This window comes from Actinacidiphila acidipaludis, from assembly GCF_019890725.1.
Lineage (GTDB): Bacteria > Actinomycetota > Actinomycetes > Streptomycetales > Streptomycetaceae > Actinacidiphila > Actinacidiphila acidipaludis.
Genome location: NZ_JAINZZ010000057.1, coordinates 20,460 through 36,273, shown reverse-complemented (window position 1 = coordinate 36,273; position 15,814 = coordinate 20,460). Strand labels below are relative to the sequence as shown.

Sequence of the window (15,814 nt, the reverse complement as noted above, 5' to 3'; positions counted from 1 at the left end):
TCGCGTTGACCTTACCGTTCCGGCTTCGCAGAACGTGACATCAACTCCTTGACGGCCACGACGGGCGGCTTCCCGTTGTGCACGATGTCGACCACGGTCTCGGTGATCGGCATGTCGACGCCGTGCCGGCGGGCCAGATCGGCCACCGACTCGCAGGACTTGACGCCCTCGGCGGTCTGGCTGGTGACCGCGATGGTCTCGGCCAGGCTCATGCCGCGGCCGAGGTTGTGCCCGAAGGTGTTGTTGCGGGACAGCGGCGAGGAGCAGGTGGCGACCAGGTCGCCCATGCCGGCCAGGCCCGCGAAGGTGTGCGCGTCGGCGCCCATCGCCAGCCCCAGCCGGGTGGTCTCGGCCAGGCCGCGGGTGATCAGCGACGCCTTGGTGTTGTCGCCCAGGCCCATGCCGCCGGCGATGCCGACGGCGAGCGCGATCACGTTCTTCACCGCGCCGCCGAGTTCGACCCCGACCACGTCGGTGTTGGTGTAGGGGCGGAAGTACGCGGTGTGGCAGGCGGTCTGGATGCGCCGGGCGACCTCCTCGTCCTGGCAGGCGACGACGGACGCGGCCGGCTGGCGCGCGGCGATCTCCGGTGCGAGGTTGGGGCCGGACAGCACGGCGATCCGCTCCGGGCCGGCCTTGGCGACGTCCTCGATGACCTCGCTCATCCGCTTGGCGGTGCCGAGTTCGACGCCCTTCATCAGGCTGACCAGGACCGCGTCGGAGCGCATCAGCGGCGCCCAGTCGGCGAGGTTGGCGCGCAGCGACTGCGAGGGGACCGCGAGGATGACGAACTCCGCGCCGGCCGCGGCCCGCGCGGGATCGGCGGTGGCCGTGACGGCGGCGGGCAGTTCGAGCCCCGGGAAGTAGTCCGGGTTGGTGCGGGTGGTGTTGATGGCGTCGACGAGTTCGGGCCGCCGGCCCCACAGCGACACCTCACACCCCGCGTCCGCGAGGATCATCGCGAACGCGGTACCCCAGGAACCGGTACCGAAGACCGCGCAGCGTGCCGTCATGCGCCCTCCCGCGTCTCTTCCGCCGCCTCGCCGGAGCCCTCTCCGGCGCCCGCGCCGGCCGCAGCCACGGAACCGTTCCCGGCGGCACCGGACGCACCGGCGGCCTCCTCGGCGGCGGGCTTACCGGTTCCCCTGCCCGGGCTCTCCACGCGCATGCCCTGGCGCGGGTCGTACAGGCCCGCGGGGGCGGGTTCGCCGCGCAGTTCGGCCAGCAGGTCCTTCACCGCCTCCATGATGGTCTCGGTGACCTCGCGCAGCACCTCGGCGGTCGGCTCCTTGCCGTAGTACGCGCTGAGGTCCACCGGCGGGCCGGCCAGCACCTTGTGCGTCTTGCGCGGCCACAGGTCCATCTTCTTCGCGTACGGCGCGAGCAGTTCGTTGGCGCCCCACTGCGCGACGGGGATGACGGGCGCCTGGGTGAGCATGGCGACGCGGGCGATGCCGGTCTTGGAGACCATCGGCCACAGGTCGGGGTCACGGGTGAGCGTGCCCTCGGGGTAGAAGGCCACGCACTCGCCCTTGTTGACCGCCTCCACCGCGGCGCGGTAGGCCGCGGCGGCGTCCGCGGTGGCGCGGAACACCGGGATCTGGCCGGTGTTGCGCATGAAGGGGCCGACGAGGAACGGCGTGAACAGCGAGGCCTTGGCGAGGAAGCGCGGGACGCGGCCGGTGTTGTACTGGAAATGCGCATAGACCAGCGGGTCCAGGTACGAGTTGTGGTTCACCGCCGTGAGGAATCCGCCCTCGGCCGGAATGTTCTCGATTCCCCGCCAGTCCCGCTTGAAGAGCAGGATGAGGGGCGGCTTCGCGATCACGGCCGCCAGGCGGTACCAGAAACCGATTCTGCGGCGGGACACCCGGACTCCTCTACGTTGCGCCGGCACTGCGTGTGTGCAGCGCCCGTACTTGCCGCGCAGCATGGCGGCAAGCAGAGACTAACGCCAGGACAGGGCCAGGCGGGGGGCACCTCTGGCACCTCAGGAGCACAGCACGGTGACAATGGGCTGGTGCAACGGGTGGAACGGGTGGATCGGGCGGAGGGAACCGGCGGCGTGTGGTCACTGGTCGTGCCGTTGAAGCCGCTGGCGCTGGCGAAGAGCCGGCTGGCGCAGGCGACGGGCGAGGTGCGGCCGGCTCTGGCGCTGGCGTTCGCCCTGGACACGGTGGCGGCGGCGCTGGCCTGTCCGCGGGTGGCGGACGTCACGGTGGTCACCGACGACCCCACCGCGGGCCGGGAGCTCGCACGCCTCGGGGCGTTCGTGGTGCCCGACGTGCCGGCGGCCGGCCTGAACGCGGCGCTGCGGTACGGGGCGGAGCGGGTCCGGGAGCGGCGGGAGCCCGGCGGGGCGGATACCGGGGCCGGAGCCGGCGGACGGTACGCGGGAAGGGCCGCCGCAAAAGCCGCCGGAAGGGCCGAGGGAGGGGTCGCGGCGCTGAACGGCGATCTCCCGGCCTTGCGGCCCGCGGAGCTGTCCCTGGTGCTCGACGAGGCCGCGCGGGCGCCGGAGCGGGCGTTCCTGGCCGATGCGGCGGGCGTGGGGACAACCTTGCTCGCCGCCGCGCCGGGTGTCGCGCTCTCCCCCGCCTTCGGCGGTCCCTCGCGGGCCCGCCATCTCGCCTCGGGCGCGCGCGAGATCACGCTCGCCCGGGTGCCGTCCGTGCGGCAGGACGTGGACACCGCCGAGGATCTGCGGGCGGCCGGGGCGCTGGGCCTCGGCCCGAGGACGGCCGCGCTGCTGGGCGCGGTGCCCTCGGTGGCGGCTCAGGCGCCCGGGTCCGGATAGGTCGGCAGGGTCAGGAAGACCACGCGCCGGGCGTCGCCGGACCCCTCGGTGCGGATGCGCACCCGCTGGCCCGAGCGCAGCAGCCGCAGACCCCCGGCGTCGAAGGCCGCGGCGTCGAACGGCAGCGGCGTCCCGTCGTCCAGCAGCACGCTGCCGGCCCGGGTCGCGGGGTCAAAGGTGAACGCGGTGGCCTGCATGCGGCCAAGCCTACGGGCGGGCCGTGCGGCCATCTCGCCCGGAGGCGAGACCGCGGCGGCACAGCCGACGGGCCGGGCTCCCGGTGGGGGGCCCGGCCCGTCGACGGTGCCGGTGGGGCGGCCCCCACCGTCGGGGAGCCGTGGGCTGCGCGGCCCGGCTATCACCTGGCGGCGGCGCGCTTGCGGGTGGATCGCTTGGCCGGGGCCTTCTTGGCGGTGGCCTTCTTCGCCGGGGCCTTCTTGGCGCTGGTCTTCTTCGCCGTGGCCTTCTTCGCCGCGCTGGTCTTCTTCGCCGCCGTCTTCTTGGCGGTGGCCGCCTTCTTCGCCACGGTCTTCTTCGCGGCGGCGGTCTTGGCGGTGGCCTTCTTGGCGGCGGCCTTCTTCGTGGTGGTCCGGGCCGTGGTCGCCGCACCGCCGCTCAGGCTGCCCTTGGGGGCCTTCTTGACGGAGACCTCGCCGCCGCGGGGAAGCTTCTTCGCCCCGCTGACCAGGTCCTTGAAGCCCTGGCCCGCGCGGAACCGCGGCACGGAGGTCTTCTTGACCCTGACCCGCTCCCCGGTCTGGGGGTTGCGAGCGTAACGGGCGGGACGCTCGACCTTCTCGAACGAACCGAATCCGGTGACCGACACCCGGTCGCCGGCGACCACCGCGCGGACGATCGCGTCGAGAACCGCGTCAACCGCGTCCGCGGCGTCCTGACGCCCGCCAACCTTGTCGGCAATCGCTTCTACGAGCTGCGCCTTGTTCACGTCTTCCCCTTCGGAAACTTGCCCGGCGAATGAGTGCGGGCTGATTTCGCACGCTAGGCGGATATATACCGCAAATCAAATACGAAACGGGCGAATCACCCTTGTGCCGCAACGAACTCGGGGCTTCCGGCGATCAGCGATCGGGGATTCCGAGCTCGTCCAACTCAGCCGTCAACACGTCCAGACGCCGTGCCGCGTCGGCGAGATCGTGCTTCGCCACGGCGGTCACCGCGAGCAACCGCCGACTCAACTCCCGCCTGGTCTCATCAGGGACTTCGGGATTCGCAACGCGAGTGTGCGCCTGCTTCAGACGCGCGGCCAGGACCCCGTAGAGCTCGAGTTGGCCGTCACGTCCCATGCGTCGATTGTGCCATCTGCGGCGAGTTGTCGGGGGCGACAGGGCCAACCGGGTGCCTCCTTGCTCCCGTTTGCCCGCTCGTGCGGCCGCCATGCGGCCCCGCGGGCCGTCGCACGGGCGTCCCCCGGGAAGGCCCGGAAAGCGCCCGGGGAACGCCGAAGCGCCCCTCGGCCGGCGCGTGCCGGGGGGGCACGGTGGGGCGAGGGGCGCTTCGGAGAGTGACGAACGGGCGTTGCCCGGGAGGGTCAGAGCTGCACGGTGCTCGGCTTCCAGGACGGCCGGTGGGCCTCGTAGGCGGCGATGTCCGCCTCGTTGCCGAGGGTCAGGCTGATGTCGTCCAGGCCTTCCAGCAGCCGCCAGCGGGCGTTGTCGTCCAGCTCGAAGGGCGCGGTGACGCCTTCGGCGCGGACCTCGCGGGCCACCAGGTCCACGGTGATCTCCGCGGCCGGGTCGGCCTCCACGAGCTTCCAGAGCTGCTCGACGGTCTCCTGCGGCAGGACCACCGTCAGCAGGCCGTTCTTCAGCGAGTTGCCGCGGAAGATGTCGGCGAACCGGGAGGAGATCACGGTCTTGAACCCGTAGTTCTGCAGCGCCCACACGGCGTGCTCGCGGGACGAGCCGGTGCCGAAGTCGGGTCCGGCCACCAGCACCGTGGCGCCCTTGCGCTCGGGCGCGTTGAGGACGAACGACGCGTCCTTGCGCCAGGCCTCGAACAGCCCGTCCTCGAAGCCGTTGCGGGTGACCTTCTTCAGCCAGTGCGCGGGGATGATCTGGTCGGTGTCGACGTTGCTGCGGCGCAGCGGCACGGCCCGGCCGGTGTGCGTGGTGAAGGCTTCCATGGTGCTCAGACCTCCGCGGGAGCAGGGACGTCGGACAGGTCGGCGGGCGAGGCGAGCCGGCCCACCACCGCGGTGGCGGCGGCGACCTGGGGCGAGACCAGGTGGGTGCGGCCGCCCTTGCCCTGCCGTCCTTCGAAGTTGCGGTTCGAGGTGGACGCGGAGCGCTCGCCGGGGGCGAGTTGGTCGGGATTCATACCCAGGCACATCGAGCAACCCGCGTGCCGCCATTCGGCGCCCGCCTCGGTGAACACCTTGTCCAGGCCCTCCTCGACGGCCTGCAGCGCGACCCGTACGGAACCCGGGACGACCAGCATGCGGACACCGTCGGCGACCTTGCGGCCCTGGACCACGGACGCGGCGGCCCGCAGGTCCTCGATACGGCCGTTGGTGCACGAACCGACGAAGACCGTATCCACCGCGACCTCGCGCAGCGGCTGCCCGGCCGTCAGGCCCATGTAGGTCAGCGCGTTCTCCGCGGCCAGCCGGTCGCTGGGGTCGGCGAACGAGGCCGGGTCCGGCACCGACGCGCTCAGCGGAGCGCCCTGGCCGGGGTTGGTGCCCCAGGTGACGAACGGCGTCAGCGCGGAGGCGTCGATGACCACCTCGTGGTCGAACGCCGCGTCCTCGTCGGTGCGCAGGGTCTTCCAGTACGCGACGGCCGCCTCCCAGTCCTCGCCCTTCGGGGCGTGGACCCGGCCCTGAAGGTAGTCGAACGTGGTCTGGTCCGGGGCGATCATGCCCGCCCGGGCGCCCGCCTCGATCGACATGTTGCAGACGGTCATCCGGGCTTCCATCGACAGCTTCTCGATGGCCGAGCCGCGGTACTCGATCACGTAGCCCTGGCCACCGCCGGTGCCGATCCGGGCGATCACCGCGAGGATCAGGTCCTTGGCCGTGACGCCGTCGGGCAGTTCGCCGTCGACGGTGACGGCCATGGTCCGGAACGGCGCCATCGGCAGCGTCTGGGTGGCCAGCACGTGCTCGACCTGCGAGGTGCCGATGCCGAACGCCAGCGCGCCGAACGCGCCGTGGGTGGAGGTGTGCGAGTCGCCGCAGACCACGGTGGTCCCCGGCTGGGTCAGTCCCAGTTGCGGTCCCACCACGTGGACAACACCCTGTTCGACGTCGCCCAGCGGGTGCAGCCGCACCCCGAACTCCGCGCAGTTCTTGCGCAGCGTCTCCAGCTGGGTGCGCGAGACCGGGTCGGCGATCGGCTTGTCGATGTCGAGGGTCGGGGTGTTGTGATCCTCGGTGGCGATGGTGAGGTCGGTCCGGCGGACCGTCCGGCCGTTCATCCGCAGCCCGTCGAACGCCTGGGGGCTGGTCACCTCGTGGAGCAGGTGAAGATCGATGAAGAGCAGATCGGGCTCGCCTTCGGCGCGGCGGACGACATGGTCGTCCCAGACTTTCTCCGCGAGTGTCCTACCCATCGCTGTCCCTCCGGCCCGCGCCCTCGCGGGCTGCTCGGTGTGTGTCCTGCGCAACGTGCCTGCGCTGAACATCCAGCCTGACGCGTTCTCGGGAAAATTGAACTTGCGTTTCACACTCTGAGACGCGAGTATCGTTGCATGGACAACTCTAGCGGCGTCGGCGTTCTCGACAAGGCGGCTCTGGTGCTCAGCGCGCTGGAGTCCGGCCCGGCCACCCTGGCCGGGCTCGTCGGCGCCACGGGTCTCGCCCGCCCCACAGCCCACCGCCTGGCGGTGGCGCTCGAACACCATCGCATGGTCGCCCGGGACATGCAGGGGCGCTTCATCCTGGGCCCGCGGCTGGCCGAGCTGGCCGCCGCGGCCGGCGAGGACCGCCTGCTGGCCTCCGCGGGGCCGGTGCTCACGCACCTGCGCGACATCACCGGCGAGAGCGCCCAGCTCTACCGGCGCCAGGGCGACATGCGCATCTGCGTGGCCGCCGCGGAACGGCTGTCCGGACTGCGGGACACCGTGCCCGTCGGGTCGACGCTCCCGATGAAGGCCGGCTCGGCGGCCCAGGTCCTGATGGCCTGGGAGGAGCCGGAGCGGCTGCACCGCGGCCTGCAGGGGGCGCGGTTCACCGCGACCGCGCTGTCCGGTGTGCGGCGCCGCGGCTGGTCGCAGTCGATCGGCGAACGCGAGCCCGGTGTGGCGTCGGTCTCCGCTCCGGTGCGCGGCCCGTCCAACCGCGTGGTGGCGGCCGTCTCGGTCTCCGGACCGATCGAGCGGCTGACCCGGCACCCGGGCCGGATGCACGCCCAGGCGGTCGTGGACGCGGCGGCCCGGCTGACCGAGGCGCTGCGGCGCAGCGGCTGAGATCCCACCGGCTTCCCTGCCCGGCGCCGGGCGGGAGCCGGTTCCGCCGAGTCCGCGGCGGTTCGCCCAGGAGGTGGAGCCGCGGTCCCGGCCGCCGACCCCGAACACGACGAAGCCCGCCGCTGGTCAGCGACGGGCTCGGTTCGCGTACCCCCGACCGGATTCGAACCGGCGCTACCGCCTTGAGAGGGCGGCGTGCTAGGCCGCTACACAACGGGGGCCCTTGGCGATCCTCACGTCGTTCCGGCCGGGTGCGACCCGGAGGGAGCGGAAGGAAGGATCAGTACCCCCGACCGGATTCGAACCGGCGCTACTGCCTTGAGAGGGCAGCGTGCTAGGCCGCTACACAACGGGGGCTCGCACTTGCGAAGTGCTGCTGGGGTACCAGGACTCGAACCTAGACTAACTGAACCAGAATCAGTCGTGCTGCCAATTACACCATACCCCACCAAAACTCAACCCCCCGCGGGGGGCTTTGTTCGGCGTGCGCTCCGGTCCGGGCTTTTGCCCTCTCCGGCGGCGCAGGAAGAACATTACCCGATGCTGGTCACCGCTCCAAAACGAGTATCCCCACGCAGGACATCGGGCAGTTCCGCGAGACAGGTGATGCGGGTGAGGTCCGGCCGGCCGCCGTTCCCGCGCCGGTCCAGCCAGATCCCGAACAGCCCAGCATCGGCCGCTCCGCGGGCGTCGATGTCCGGCTCGTTGCCCACGTAGGCGACCTCGTCCGGGGCCAGCTCCAGGGCGTCGCAGGCGGCGTGGAAGGCGGCCGCCTCGGGCTTGGAGACCCCCAGCTCGGCCGCGCACAGCAGCACCTCGAACCGGTCCCGCACGCCCAGCGTCCGCAGCTTGCGGTCCTGGTGCGCGAAGGCGGAGTTGGAGAGCACGGCGTGCCGGTACTCCCCCGCCAGCCCGTCCAGCGCCGGCACGGTGTCCGGGAACAGCGACCAGGCGGCCTCGTAGTGCACCACGTGCCGCCCGAACCAGGCGTCGGCCTCGCCGTCGCTCAGGGCCTGCCGCAGGAAGTCCCGCACGCGGTCCCTGCGCTGGCCCTGGAAGTCGCAGACGCCGGCCGCGAACCGGGCCCAGTGGCGCTCGGTCAGCCGCTCCCAGAGGAGAAGGGCCTGCTCGACGCTGCTGCAGCCGTCGGGCAGGCCCTCGTGGTCCAGATGGTTCCGCATGCCGATCCGGTCGGCGCTCGCGTAGTCGAAGATCGTGTCGTCGATGTCCCAGAGCACCGCTCGGATGGTCATGCCGCCAGGCTAGCTCTCCAGCCTGGCCAGCGCCGCGCCGATCCTGGCCAGAGTGCGGTCGCGGCCGAGTACCTGGAGCGACTCGAAGAGCGGCAGGCCGACGGTACGGCCGGTGACCGCGACGCGGACCGGGGCCTGCGCCTTGCCGAGCTTGAGCCCGTGCGCCTCACCGGCGGCCAGGACGGCCTCCTTCAGCGCCTCCGGCGAGGACCAGTCGGCCGCCTCCAGCTTCTCCCGCGCGGTGCGCAGCAGGTCCGCCGAGCCCTCCTTCATCGCCTTGGCCCACGAGGCCTCGTCGTCGACCGGCTCGGCCAGGAACAGGAAGTCGACGTTGGCGGTGATGTCGGAGAGCACGGTCAGCCGGGTCTGCGCGTGCGGCGCGATGGCCTGCCAGGCCGCCTCGTCGAAGTCCTCGGGCCGCCAGGGCGCGAAGGGGGCCCGCAGCCACGGCTCGCAGGCCTGGGCGAACGCCTTCTCGTCCAGCCGCCGGATGTGGTCGGCGTTGATGGCCTCGGCCTTCTTCAGGTCGAAGCGGGCCGGGTTGGCGTTGACGCCGGTGATGTCGAAGCGCTCGACCATCTCGGCGACGGTGAAGACGTCCTGGTCCGCGGAGTACGACCAGCCCAGCAGCGACAGGTAGTTGAGCAGGCCCTCGGGCAGGAAGCCGCGCTCGCGGTAGAGGTTGAGCGAGGACTCCGGGTCGCGCTTGGAGAGCTTCTTGTTGCCCTCGCCCATGACGTAGGGCAGGTGGCCGAACTGCGGCACCGCCTGGGCCACTCCGAGCTCGATCAGCGCGTCGTAGAGCGCGATCTGCCGCGGCGTGGAGGACAGCAGGTCCTCGCCGCGCAGCACGTGCGTGATCCCCATCAGCGCGTCGTCGACCGGGTTGACCAGGGTGTACAGCGGGGCGCCGCTGGCCCGGACGATGCCGAAGTCCGGCACGTTCTCCGGGGTGAAGGTCAGCTCGCCGCGCACCAGGTCGGTGAAGGTGATGGTCCGGTCGGGCATCCGGAAGCGGACGATGGAGGCACGCCCCTCGGCCCGGTACGCCGCGACCTGCTCCGGGGTGAGGGTCCGGCACCGTCCGTCGTAGCCGGACGCGCGGCCGGCCGCGCGGGCCTCGGCCCGGCGCTCCTCCAGCTCCTCGTTGGTGCAGTAGCAGTCGTAGGCGTGCCCGGCCTCCTTGAGGCGGCGGGCGACGTCGGCGTAGACGTCCATCCGCTCGGACTGCCGGTAGGGCGCGTGCGGGCCGCCCACCTCGGGGCCCTCGTCCCAGTCCAGGCCGAGCCAGCGCAGCGAGTCCAGCAGCATGCGGTACGACTCCTCGGAGTCGCGCGCCGCGTCGGTGTCCTCGATGCGGAAGACCAGGGTGCCCTGGTGGTGCCGGGCGAAGGCCCAGTTGAAGAGGGCGGTGCGGACCAGGCCCACGTGGGGGTTGCCGGTCGGCGAGGGGCAGAACCGTACGCGGACGCCGGAGGTGCCGGGATTCAGGGGAGCGCTAGCCACGCGAGATCACCTTGTTGGTGAGAGTGCCGATGCCTTCGATGGTGACGGCGACCTCGTCGCCGGGGTGGAGCGGGCCGACGCCGGCCGGCGTGCCGGTGAGCAGCACGTCGCCGGGCAGCAGCGTCATGGCCTCGGTGATGTTGACGATCAGGTCCTCGATCGAGTTGATCATCTGGCTGGTGCGGCCGGCCTGCCGCAGTTCGCCGTTGACGGTCGCGGTGACCGCGAGGTCCGAGGCGGCCGCCAGGTCGAGGCCGGTCTCGATCCACGGGCCCAGCGGGCAGGAGGAGTCGAAGCCCTTGGCCCGGGCCCACTGCTTCTCGGTCTGCTGGGTGTCGCGGGCGGTCACGTCGTTGGCGCAGGTGTAGCCGAGGATGACGTCCTTGACGCGTTCGCGGGGCACCTCGCGGCACAGCCGGCCGATGACGACGGCCAGTTCGGCCTCGTGGTGCACCTCGCGGGAGAACGTCGGGTACACGATCGGGTCGCCGGGGCCGATCACGGACGTGGAGGGCTTGAAGAACGCCCAGGGCGCGGCCGGCACCTCGTTGCCCAGTTCGGCGGCGTGGGCCGCGTAGTTGCGGCCGATGGCCACGACCTTGTTCGGCAGGACCGGCGGCAGCAGCCGCACCTTGCTCAGCGGGACCTTGGTGCCGGACAGCTCGAAGTCGGCGAAGGGCACGCCCTTGATGATGTCGAGGACGAGCCCTTCGGAGCTGCCGGGCGCGGAGGGGTCGCCCTCCACCGCGCCGAAGGCGACGTTGCCGTCGATGGAGAACCTGGCGATGCGCATGGGTTCAGCCTAGCTGGCGGCAGGCTCGTCGCCGACCCACGCATCGCCGCAGGTCACAGGCGGGTTCGGGGCCTGTTCAGGAGGCGACGGGGGCCTGCGGGAGCTTGCTGAGGACCGTGCGGCGGGGGTTCGCCGTGCGCTGCGGCAGCACACCGGTGTCGGTGCCGAGGCCGGACCTGATCTCCGCGGCGGCCTCGCCGGCGCCGAGTTCACTCACGTCCTTGAGGTGCGCGAGCGTGGTGCGGCGCGGGTTGGCGATCTGACGGATCATCATGGTGGTCTTCATCGGGCCGTCGGAACCTCGGGTGTCGGGCGCCCACCTGGGGCGCGAGCGGTCGCACCGGCGGATGCGCCGGTGCGTGACAGTGCTTGACAGGGTCTCGTTTCTGTAAACCATCAGGCTAATGCGGCCCATTCCCTCCGCCCGGGGGGCCGCTCACCTGACGGACTGTGATTTTGCTCACGATGTGAGCTGTGGATCGGCCATTCCCGACATTTTCCAGCCATCCCGGATCCGGACATCCTGCCCGTCTTCGGAGATTCCCCCCGCCGCCTGCTCCCGCCGGACACGGGAGCACCGCAGGCCATGACCCCGCCCGGTGTCCGGAACATCCGGGTTTCACCATTTCACCACTACACTCTGTGTGCATGGCCCGATGCGTCGAGTGACACATTCCAACAGGTCGGCTACGGCCCTTGTTGGGAGATCCAGCACTGTGCTGGAATTCCCCGGACCGCCGCATCACATCGAGCCGGCGCGCAGGGGGCGCGTACGAGCACCGAGCGGTGGTGAAGGGCAATCGGCTTTCCCGAGATCCGGGAAGTCCTGAGCCCCCATGACTCGACACCGTCCTCTCCGCGTGACTGCGGGGGACGCCTGGTCCAGAGGTTGCGACGCTAGTGCAGGGACGTTTCAAGAGGGACAGCGGCGCTGCGGGTGACCCGGAGCAGCAGCCCGGCGGGACCGCCAGCGGTTCGACGCAAGCGGCAGCCGACTCCGGATCCGCCACGCCGGGGACCGCTGCGGCCCCCGGACGCAACAGCACGCCCAGCGGTATCGAGGCGGGCCGGATCACCGGTCTCGAAGGGAAACCCGGCCCCCGAATAGCGATGCGCAACTGGCGCATCAGCACCAGACTCGTCTCCCTGCTCGCCCTGCCGGTGGTCACCGCCGGCGCGCTCGGTGGTCTGAGCATCAAGAGCTCGTTGGACAACATCAACCAGCTCGAGCACATGAAGACCCTGACCGACATCACCGAGCACGCGACCGACCTGGCCGCCGCGCTGCAGGAGGAGCGGGACAGCTCGGCCGGCCCGCTGGAGTCGGGGCAGACGAACAACGACGCGATCGCGGCCTCCCGGGAGACCACCGACCGCGAGTACACGCTCTACAAGAACGCCAGCGACAACGTCCAGGCCACCGACTCGGTCTACAAGGGCGTCCGGGCGACGCTGCTGTCCATCGGCACCCAGCTGAGCAACCTCAACCAGATCCGCGACCAGGCGTACACGGCCCAGTCGGGGATCGCCCAGACCGTCTCGCAGTACGACGGCCTCATCCAGTCGCTGCTGTCGCTGTCGCAGGACATGGCGCAGGCGACCAACAACCACGAGATGATCCAGGCGACCCGCGCCCTGGCCGCGTTCTCCGCGGCCAAGGAGTACGAGTCGATCCAGCGCGCGGTCATCAGTGCCGCGTTCGCCACCGGCGGCACCCTCTCGGCGAACGACTACCAGACGGTGTACTGGAGCCACGACGACGAGAAGCTCGAGCTCAACCGCTTCCAGGCGATCTACGGCGAAGCGCCGAGCCGCGAACTGCTCATGCCGATCTACGGCGGCAACGACACCATCACGTCGCACGACTCGGTCCTGAACCGGATCTACCAGTCGCCTGACGGCATCAAGCGCGTGCCGATGTCCTATCCGGACTGGGACGACGCGGCGAAGACCAAGATCCAGGCGATGAACCAGATCGAGCGGTCGCTGCTCAACGAGATGCAGCAGCGGGCGCTCAAGCTCCAGAGCGAGGCCAAGCAGTCCGCGCTGATCTCCGGTGCGATCATCCTGCTCGTCCTCGGCGTCGCCGTCGTCGGCGCCTTCGTGGTCGCCCGTTCGATGATCCGCTCGCTGCGCCGGCTGCAGCAGACCGCCCAGGACGTCGCCCAGAAGCGGCTGCCGGAGCTGGTCAAGCAGCTGTCGGAGTCCGACCCGCAGGACGTCGACACGTCGGTCGAGTCGATCGGCATCAACAGCCGTGACGAGATCGGCCAGGTGGCCCGCGCCTTCGACGAGGTCCACAGTGAGGCGGTCCGGCTGGCCGCCGAGCAGGCCCTTCTGCGGGGCAACGTCAACGCGATGTTCACCAACCTCTCGCGCCGCAGCCAGGGCCTCATCCAGCGTCAGCTCTCGCTCATCTCGGAGCTGGAGTCCCGCGAGGCCGACCCGGACCAGCTCTCCTCGCTCTTCAAGCTGGACCACCTCGCGACCCGTATGCGCCGCAACGGTGAGAACCTGCTGGTTCTCGCCGGTGAGGAGCCGGGCCGCCGGTGGACCCGCCCGGTCCCGCTGGTCGACGTGCTCCGCGCCGCCGCGTCCGAGGTGGAGCAGTACGAGCGGATCGAACTGACCTCGGTGCCCTCGGCCGAGGTCACCGGCCGCATCGTCAACGACCTCGTCCACCTGCTCGCCGAGCTGCTGGAGAACGCCACGTCGTTCTCCTCCCCGCAGACCAAGGTGCGCGTCACCGGCCACTCGCTGCCCGACGGCCGCGTGCTGATCGAGATCCACGACACCGGCATCGGCCTGTCGCCCGAGGACCTCGCCGACATCAACGAGCGGCTGGCCAACCCGCCGACGGTGGACGTCTCCGTCTCCCGCCGCATGGGCCTGTTCGTGGTCGGCCGGCTGTCCCTGCGACACGGCATCCGCATCCAGCTCCGGCCGTCGGACTCCGGCGGTACGACCGCGCTCGTCATGCTGCCGGTCGACGTCACACAGGGCGGCGCGAACCAGAAGAACACCCCGGCGGGCGCCCGTCCGGCAGCCGCTCCTCCCGCCCAGGGCGGCACCGGCATCGCCGGCGCCTTCGGCAACACGCCCCGGGTCGGCGCGGGACAGCAGCGCGGCCAGGTCGCCGGCGGGGCGCAGCGCCCGGCCATCGGCACCGGCGGCGGGCGACCCGGCCCCCAGCAGAACGGCCCCCAGCAGAACGGCCCGCAGCAGAACGGCCCCCGCTGGGCGGCGCAGGACGGTCCGCAGGGCGGCTTCCCGGAGGACCGCGGCCAGGACACCCCGCGCGGTCACGAGGAGGTCGAGGCGGCCTCCGCGTTCGACGGCTTCGAGAGCGGCCCGGGACGGCGGGACGACTTCCCGCAGACCGGCCGCGACGGCGACCTGTTCGGCGGCCGGCAGGACCAGCAGCCCGGGCGTCCCGGCCCCGGCGGACCGGGTGCGCAGCAGCCGGGCCGGCCCGGCCAGCCGAACGCCAACGGCATGGGCGGCCGCCAGGGCGGCCCGCAGGGCGGCGGCTTCCCGCCCCCGCAGCCGCAGAGCACCGGCCCCGGCGGTTTCCGCTCCGACGTCTTCGGCGGGCGACCCGGCCCGACCCCGCGTCAGGGTGGCCAGGGCGGTCCCGGCGACACCGGCCAGTTCCCGGCGCACACCCCGCAGGGCGGCCCCGGCGACACCGCGCAGTTCCCGCCGGTACGGGACGACGACTTCGCGCCGACCGGCCAGACCGGTCAGTTCCCGGCGCAGGGCGGCCCGCGTGGCCCGCAGAGCCCGCAGGGCCCGCGCGGCGGCTGGGCCCCCAACGGCCAGGACCGCGGCGTCCAGGACCCGTACGGCACCGGGCAGTTCCCGGTCCAGGGCGGTCCCGGCGACACGGGCCAGTTCCCGGTCCAGGGCGGTCCTGGCGACACCGGCCAGTACCCCGTGCACAACCCGCAGGGCAGGCCCGGTGACACGGGTCAGTACCCCGTCCACAACCCGCAGGGCGGTCCGGGCGACACGGGTCAGTTCCCGGTCCAGGGCGGTCCCGGCGACACCGGCCAGTACCCCGTGCACAACCCGCAGGGCGGTCCCGGCGACACCGCGCAGATCCCGGTGGTCCGGGGCGAGGACCTCGGTGACTTCCGGGCGCCGCAGGGCGGCCTGCCCGGCGGGCTGCCGCAGCGCGGTCCGCGGGGCCCGCAGGGCACCCCGGGCTGGACCCCGAACGGCCAGGAGCAGGGCGGTCAGGACCAGTACGGCACCGGCTCGCACCGGATGCCGGACCTCGGCAGCCAGGGCACCGGTCAGTACCCGGTCCAGCAGCAGCCGGTCCAGCAGCAGCACCAGGCCATCGGACAGCAGCCGGTGCCGCCGCGCCCGGCCGCCGGCCGTCCCGAGCAGCAACTGCCGCCGGCCGCCGAGCCGATGGCGCTGCCGCCGGCCCCGACCCGCGGCGACGAGCCGACGCCGATCTTCTCCTCGATCGAGTCCGACTGGTTCCGCACCGGCCAGGCCGAGCGGATGCAGCAGATCCACGTCGAGCCGGGTCTGCAGGGCGCGCAGGGCGGCCACGGTGTGCGGGGCCAGCAGGCGCCGATGCGCCCGGTGGGCCGCACCGCGCCGCCGCAGCGTCCCGCGCCGGCGAACCGTCCGGCCGGACCGGGGGCCCAGCGCCCCACGGGTCCGCAGCCGTCGGTCCAGACGCCTCCGGCGCCGGTGGCGCAGCCGCTGCCGCGCGAGACGCCGAACTGGCGGTCCTCTCCCAACGACGCCCTGCGCCAGCGCGCGGAGCAGGTCAGGGAGCCCTCGGCCGGCGGCGTCACGCCGGCCGGTCTGCCGCGCCGGGTGCCCAGGGCCAACCTGGTCGCCGGTGGCGCGGCCCAGCAGCAGGCGCCGACGGACGGACCGCAGGTCTCGCGGTCTCCCGACGACGTTCGCGGACGTCTGACCAACCTCCGCAGGGGTATCCAGCAAGGCCGGCAAGCCGGCGGCGGCACAGACGGCCGCGGCTTCGGCACGAACCACCAGGAGCGCTAGTTGAGT

The 15,814-nt window shown here is 72.1% G+C and carries 14 protein-coding genes and 3 tRNA genes; 3 read left to right on the top strand and 14 right to left on the bottom strand.

The genetic code is table 11. The features are described 5' to 3' along the window. Positions 1-11: 11 nt before the first annotated feature. Entirely contained in the window at positions 12-1,013 is a 1,002-nt protein-coding gene (locus K7862_RS30205) for an NAD(P)H-dependent glycerol-3-phosphate dehydrogenase (protein ID WP_222967966.1), read from the bottom strand. Beyond that, on the bottom strand, positions 1,010-1,870 hold the full coding sequence (locus K7862_RS30200) for a lysophospholipid acyltransferase family protein (RefSeq protein WP_222967961.1): 861 nt from the start codon (positions 1,868-1,870) through the stop codon (positions 1,010-1,012). Before K7862_RS30200 ends, K7862_RS30205 begins: the two co-directional genes overlap by 4 nt. Before the next feature lie 150 nt (positions 1,871-2,020). Between K7862_RS30200 and K7862_RS30195 the strand changes: the two genes are divergently transcribed. Beyond that, complete coding sequence (locus tag K7862_RS30195; RefSeq protein ID WP_308012269.1) at positions 2,021-2,797, top strand: CofC family guanylyltransferase; 777 nt, start codon at positions 2,021-2,023, stop codon at positions 2,795-2,797. On the opposite strand, the gene K7862_RS30190 is transcribed toward K7862_RS30195, so the two are convergent. The 5 genes from K7862_RS30190 to leuC form a co-directional block, all read right to left on the bottom strand. Beyond that, entirely contained in the window at positions 2,776-2,994 is a 219-nt protein-coding gene (locus K7862_RS30190) for a hypothetical protein (RefSeq protein ID WP_222967960.1), read from the bottom strand. The genes K7862_RS30195 and K7862_RS30190 overlap by 22 nt on opposite strands. 161 nt (positions 2,995-3,155) lie before the next feature. After that, the gene (locus tag K7862_RS30185; RefSeq protein ID WP_222967959.1) at positions 3,156-3,743 is read right to left on the bottom strand and encodes an HU family DNA-binding protein; all 588 of its coding nucleotides are present in this window, start codon (positions 3,741-3,743) and stop codon (positions 3,156-3,158) included. Between the two features lie 133 nt (positions 3,744-3,876). Next, positions 3,877-4,101 carry an SCO5555 family protein gene (locus tag K7862_RS30180; RefSeq protein WP_222967958.1) on the bottom strand — a complete coding sequence of 75 codons (225 nt, stop codon included), beginning with the start codon at positions 4,099-4,101 and terminating at the stop codon, positions 3,877-3,879. Positions 4,102-4,346: 245 nt separating this feature from the next. Further along, complete coding sequence (gene leuD, locus K7862_RS30175) at positions 4,347-4,940, bottom strand: 3-isopropylmalate dehydratase small subunit (protein WP_222967957.1); 594 nt, start codon at positions 4,938-4,940, stop codon at positions 4,347-4,349. 5 nt (positions 4,941-4,945) lie between these two features. Next, positions 4,946-6,370 (bottom strand): 3-isopropylmalate dehydratase large subunit, encoded by a 1,425-nt coding sequence (gene leuC, locus K7862_RS30170; RefSeq protein WP_222967956.1) that lies wholly within the window; start codon positions 6,368-6,370, stop codon positions 4,946-4,948. Positions 6,371-6,508: 138 nt separating this feature from the next. On the opposite strand from leuC, the gene ndgR reads away from it, so the two are divergent. Beyond that, complete coding sequence (ndgR, locus tag K7862_RS30165; protein ID WP_222967954.1) at positions 6,509-7,225, top strand: IclR family transcriptional regulator NdgR; 717 nt, start codon at positions 6,509-6,511, stop codon at positions 7,223-7,225. A gap of 148 nt (positions 7,226-7,373) precedes the next feature. Here the strand turns inward: ndgR and K7862_RS30160 are convergent. From K7862_RS30160 to K7862_RS30130, 7 genes are all read right to left on the bottom strand, one after another. After that, positions 7,374-7,446 (bottom strand) — tRNA-Glu (locus K7862_RS30160). A 63-nt stretch (positions 7,447-7,509) separates the two neighbouring features. Then, a tRNA-Glu gene (locus tag K7862_RS30155) sits at positions 7,510-7,582 on the bottom strand. Positions 7,583-7,601: 19 nt separating this feature from the next. Then, positions 7,602-7,673 (bottom strand) — tRNA-Gln (locus K7862_RS30150). 85 nt (positions 7,674-7,758) lie between these two features. Next, a complete protein-coding gene (locus tag K7862_RS30145) occupies positions 7,759-8,478 on the bottom strand; it encodes an HAD family hydrolase (RefSeq protein WP_222967953.1) in 720 nt (239 codons plus the stop codon). Between the two features lie 9 nt (positions 8,479-8,487). Next, complete coding sequence (gene gltX, locus K7862_RS30140) at positions 8,488-9,984, bottom strand: glutamate--tRNA ligase (RefSeq protein ID WP_222967952.1); 1,497 nt, start codon at positions 9,982-9,984, stop codon at positions 8,488-8,490. After that, entirely contained in the window at positions 9,977-10,777 is an 801-nt protein-coding gene (locus K7862_RS30135) for a fumarylacetoacetate hydrolase family protein (RefSeq protein WP_222967951.1), read from the bottom strand. The genes gltX and K7862_RS30135 overlap by 8 nt, the downstream gene beginning before the upstream one ends. A 76-nt stretch (positions 10,778-10,853) precedes the next feature. Further along, entirely contained in the window at positions 10,854-11,063 is a 210-nt protein-coding gene (locus K7862_RS30130) for a hypothetical protein (RefSeq protein ID WP_222967950.1), read from the bottom strand. 614 nt (positions 11,064-11,677) lie between these two features. Here K7862_RS30130 and K7862_RS30125 point away from each other — a divergent pair. Next, positions 11,678-15,808, top strand: coding sequence for a nitrate- and nitrite sensing domain-containing protein (locus K7862_RS30125; protein ID WP_222967949.1), 4,131 nt, complete (start codon positions 11,678-11,680; stop codon positions 15,806-15,808). Positions 15,809-15,814 lie beyond the last annotated feature (6 nt).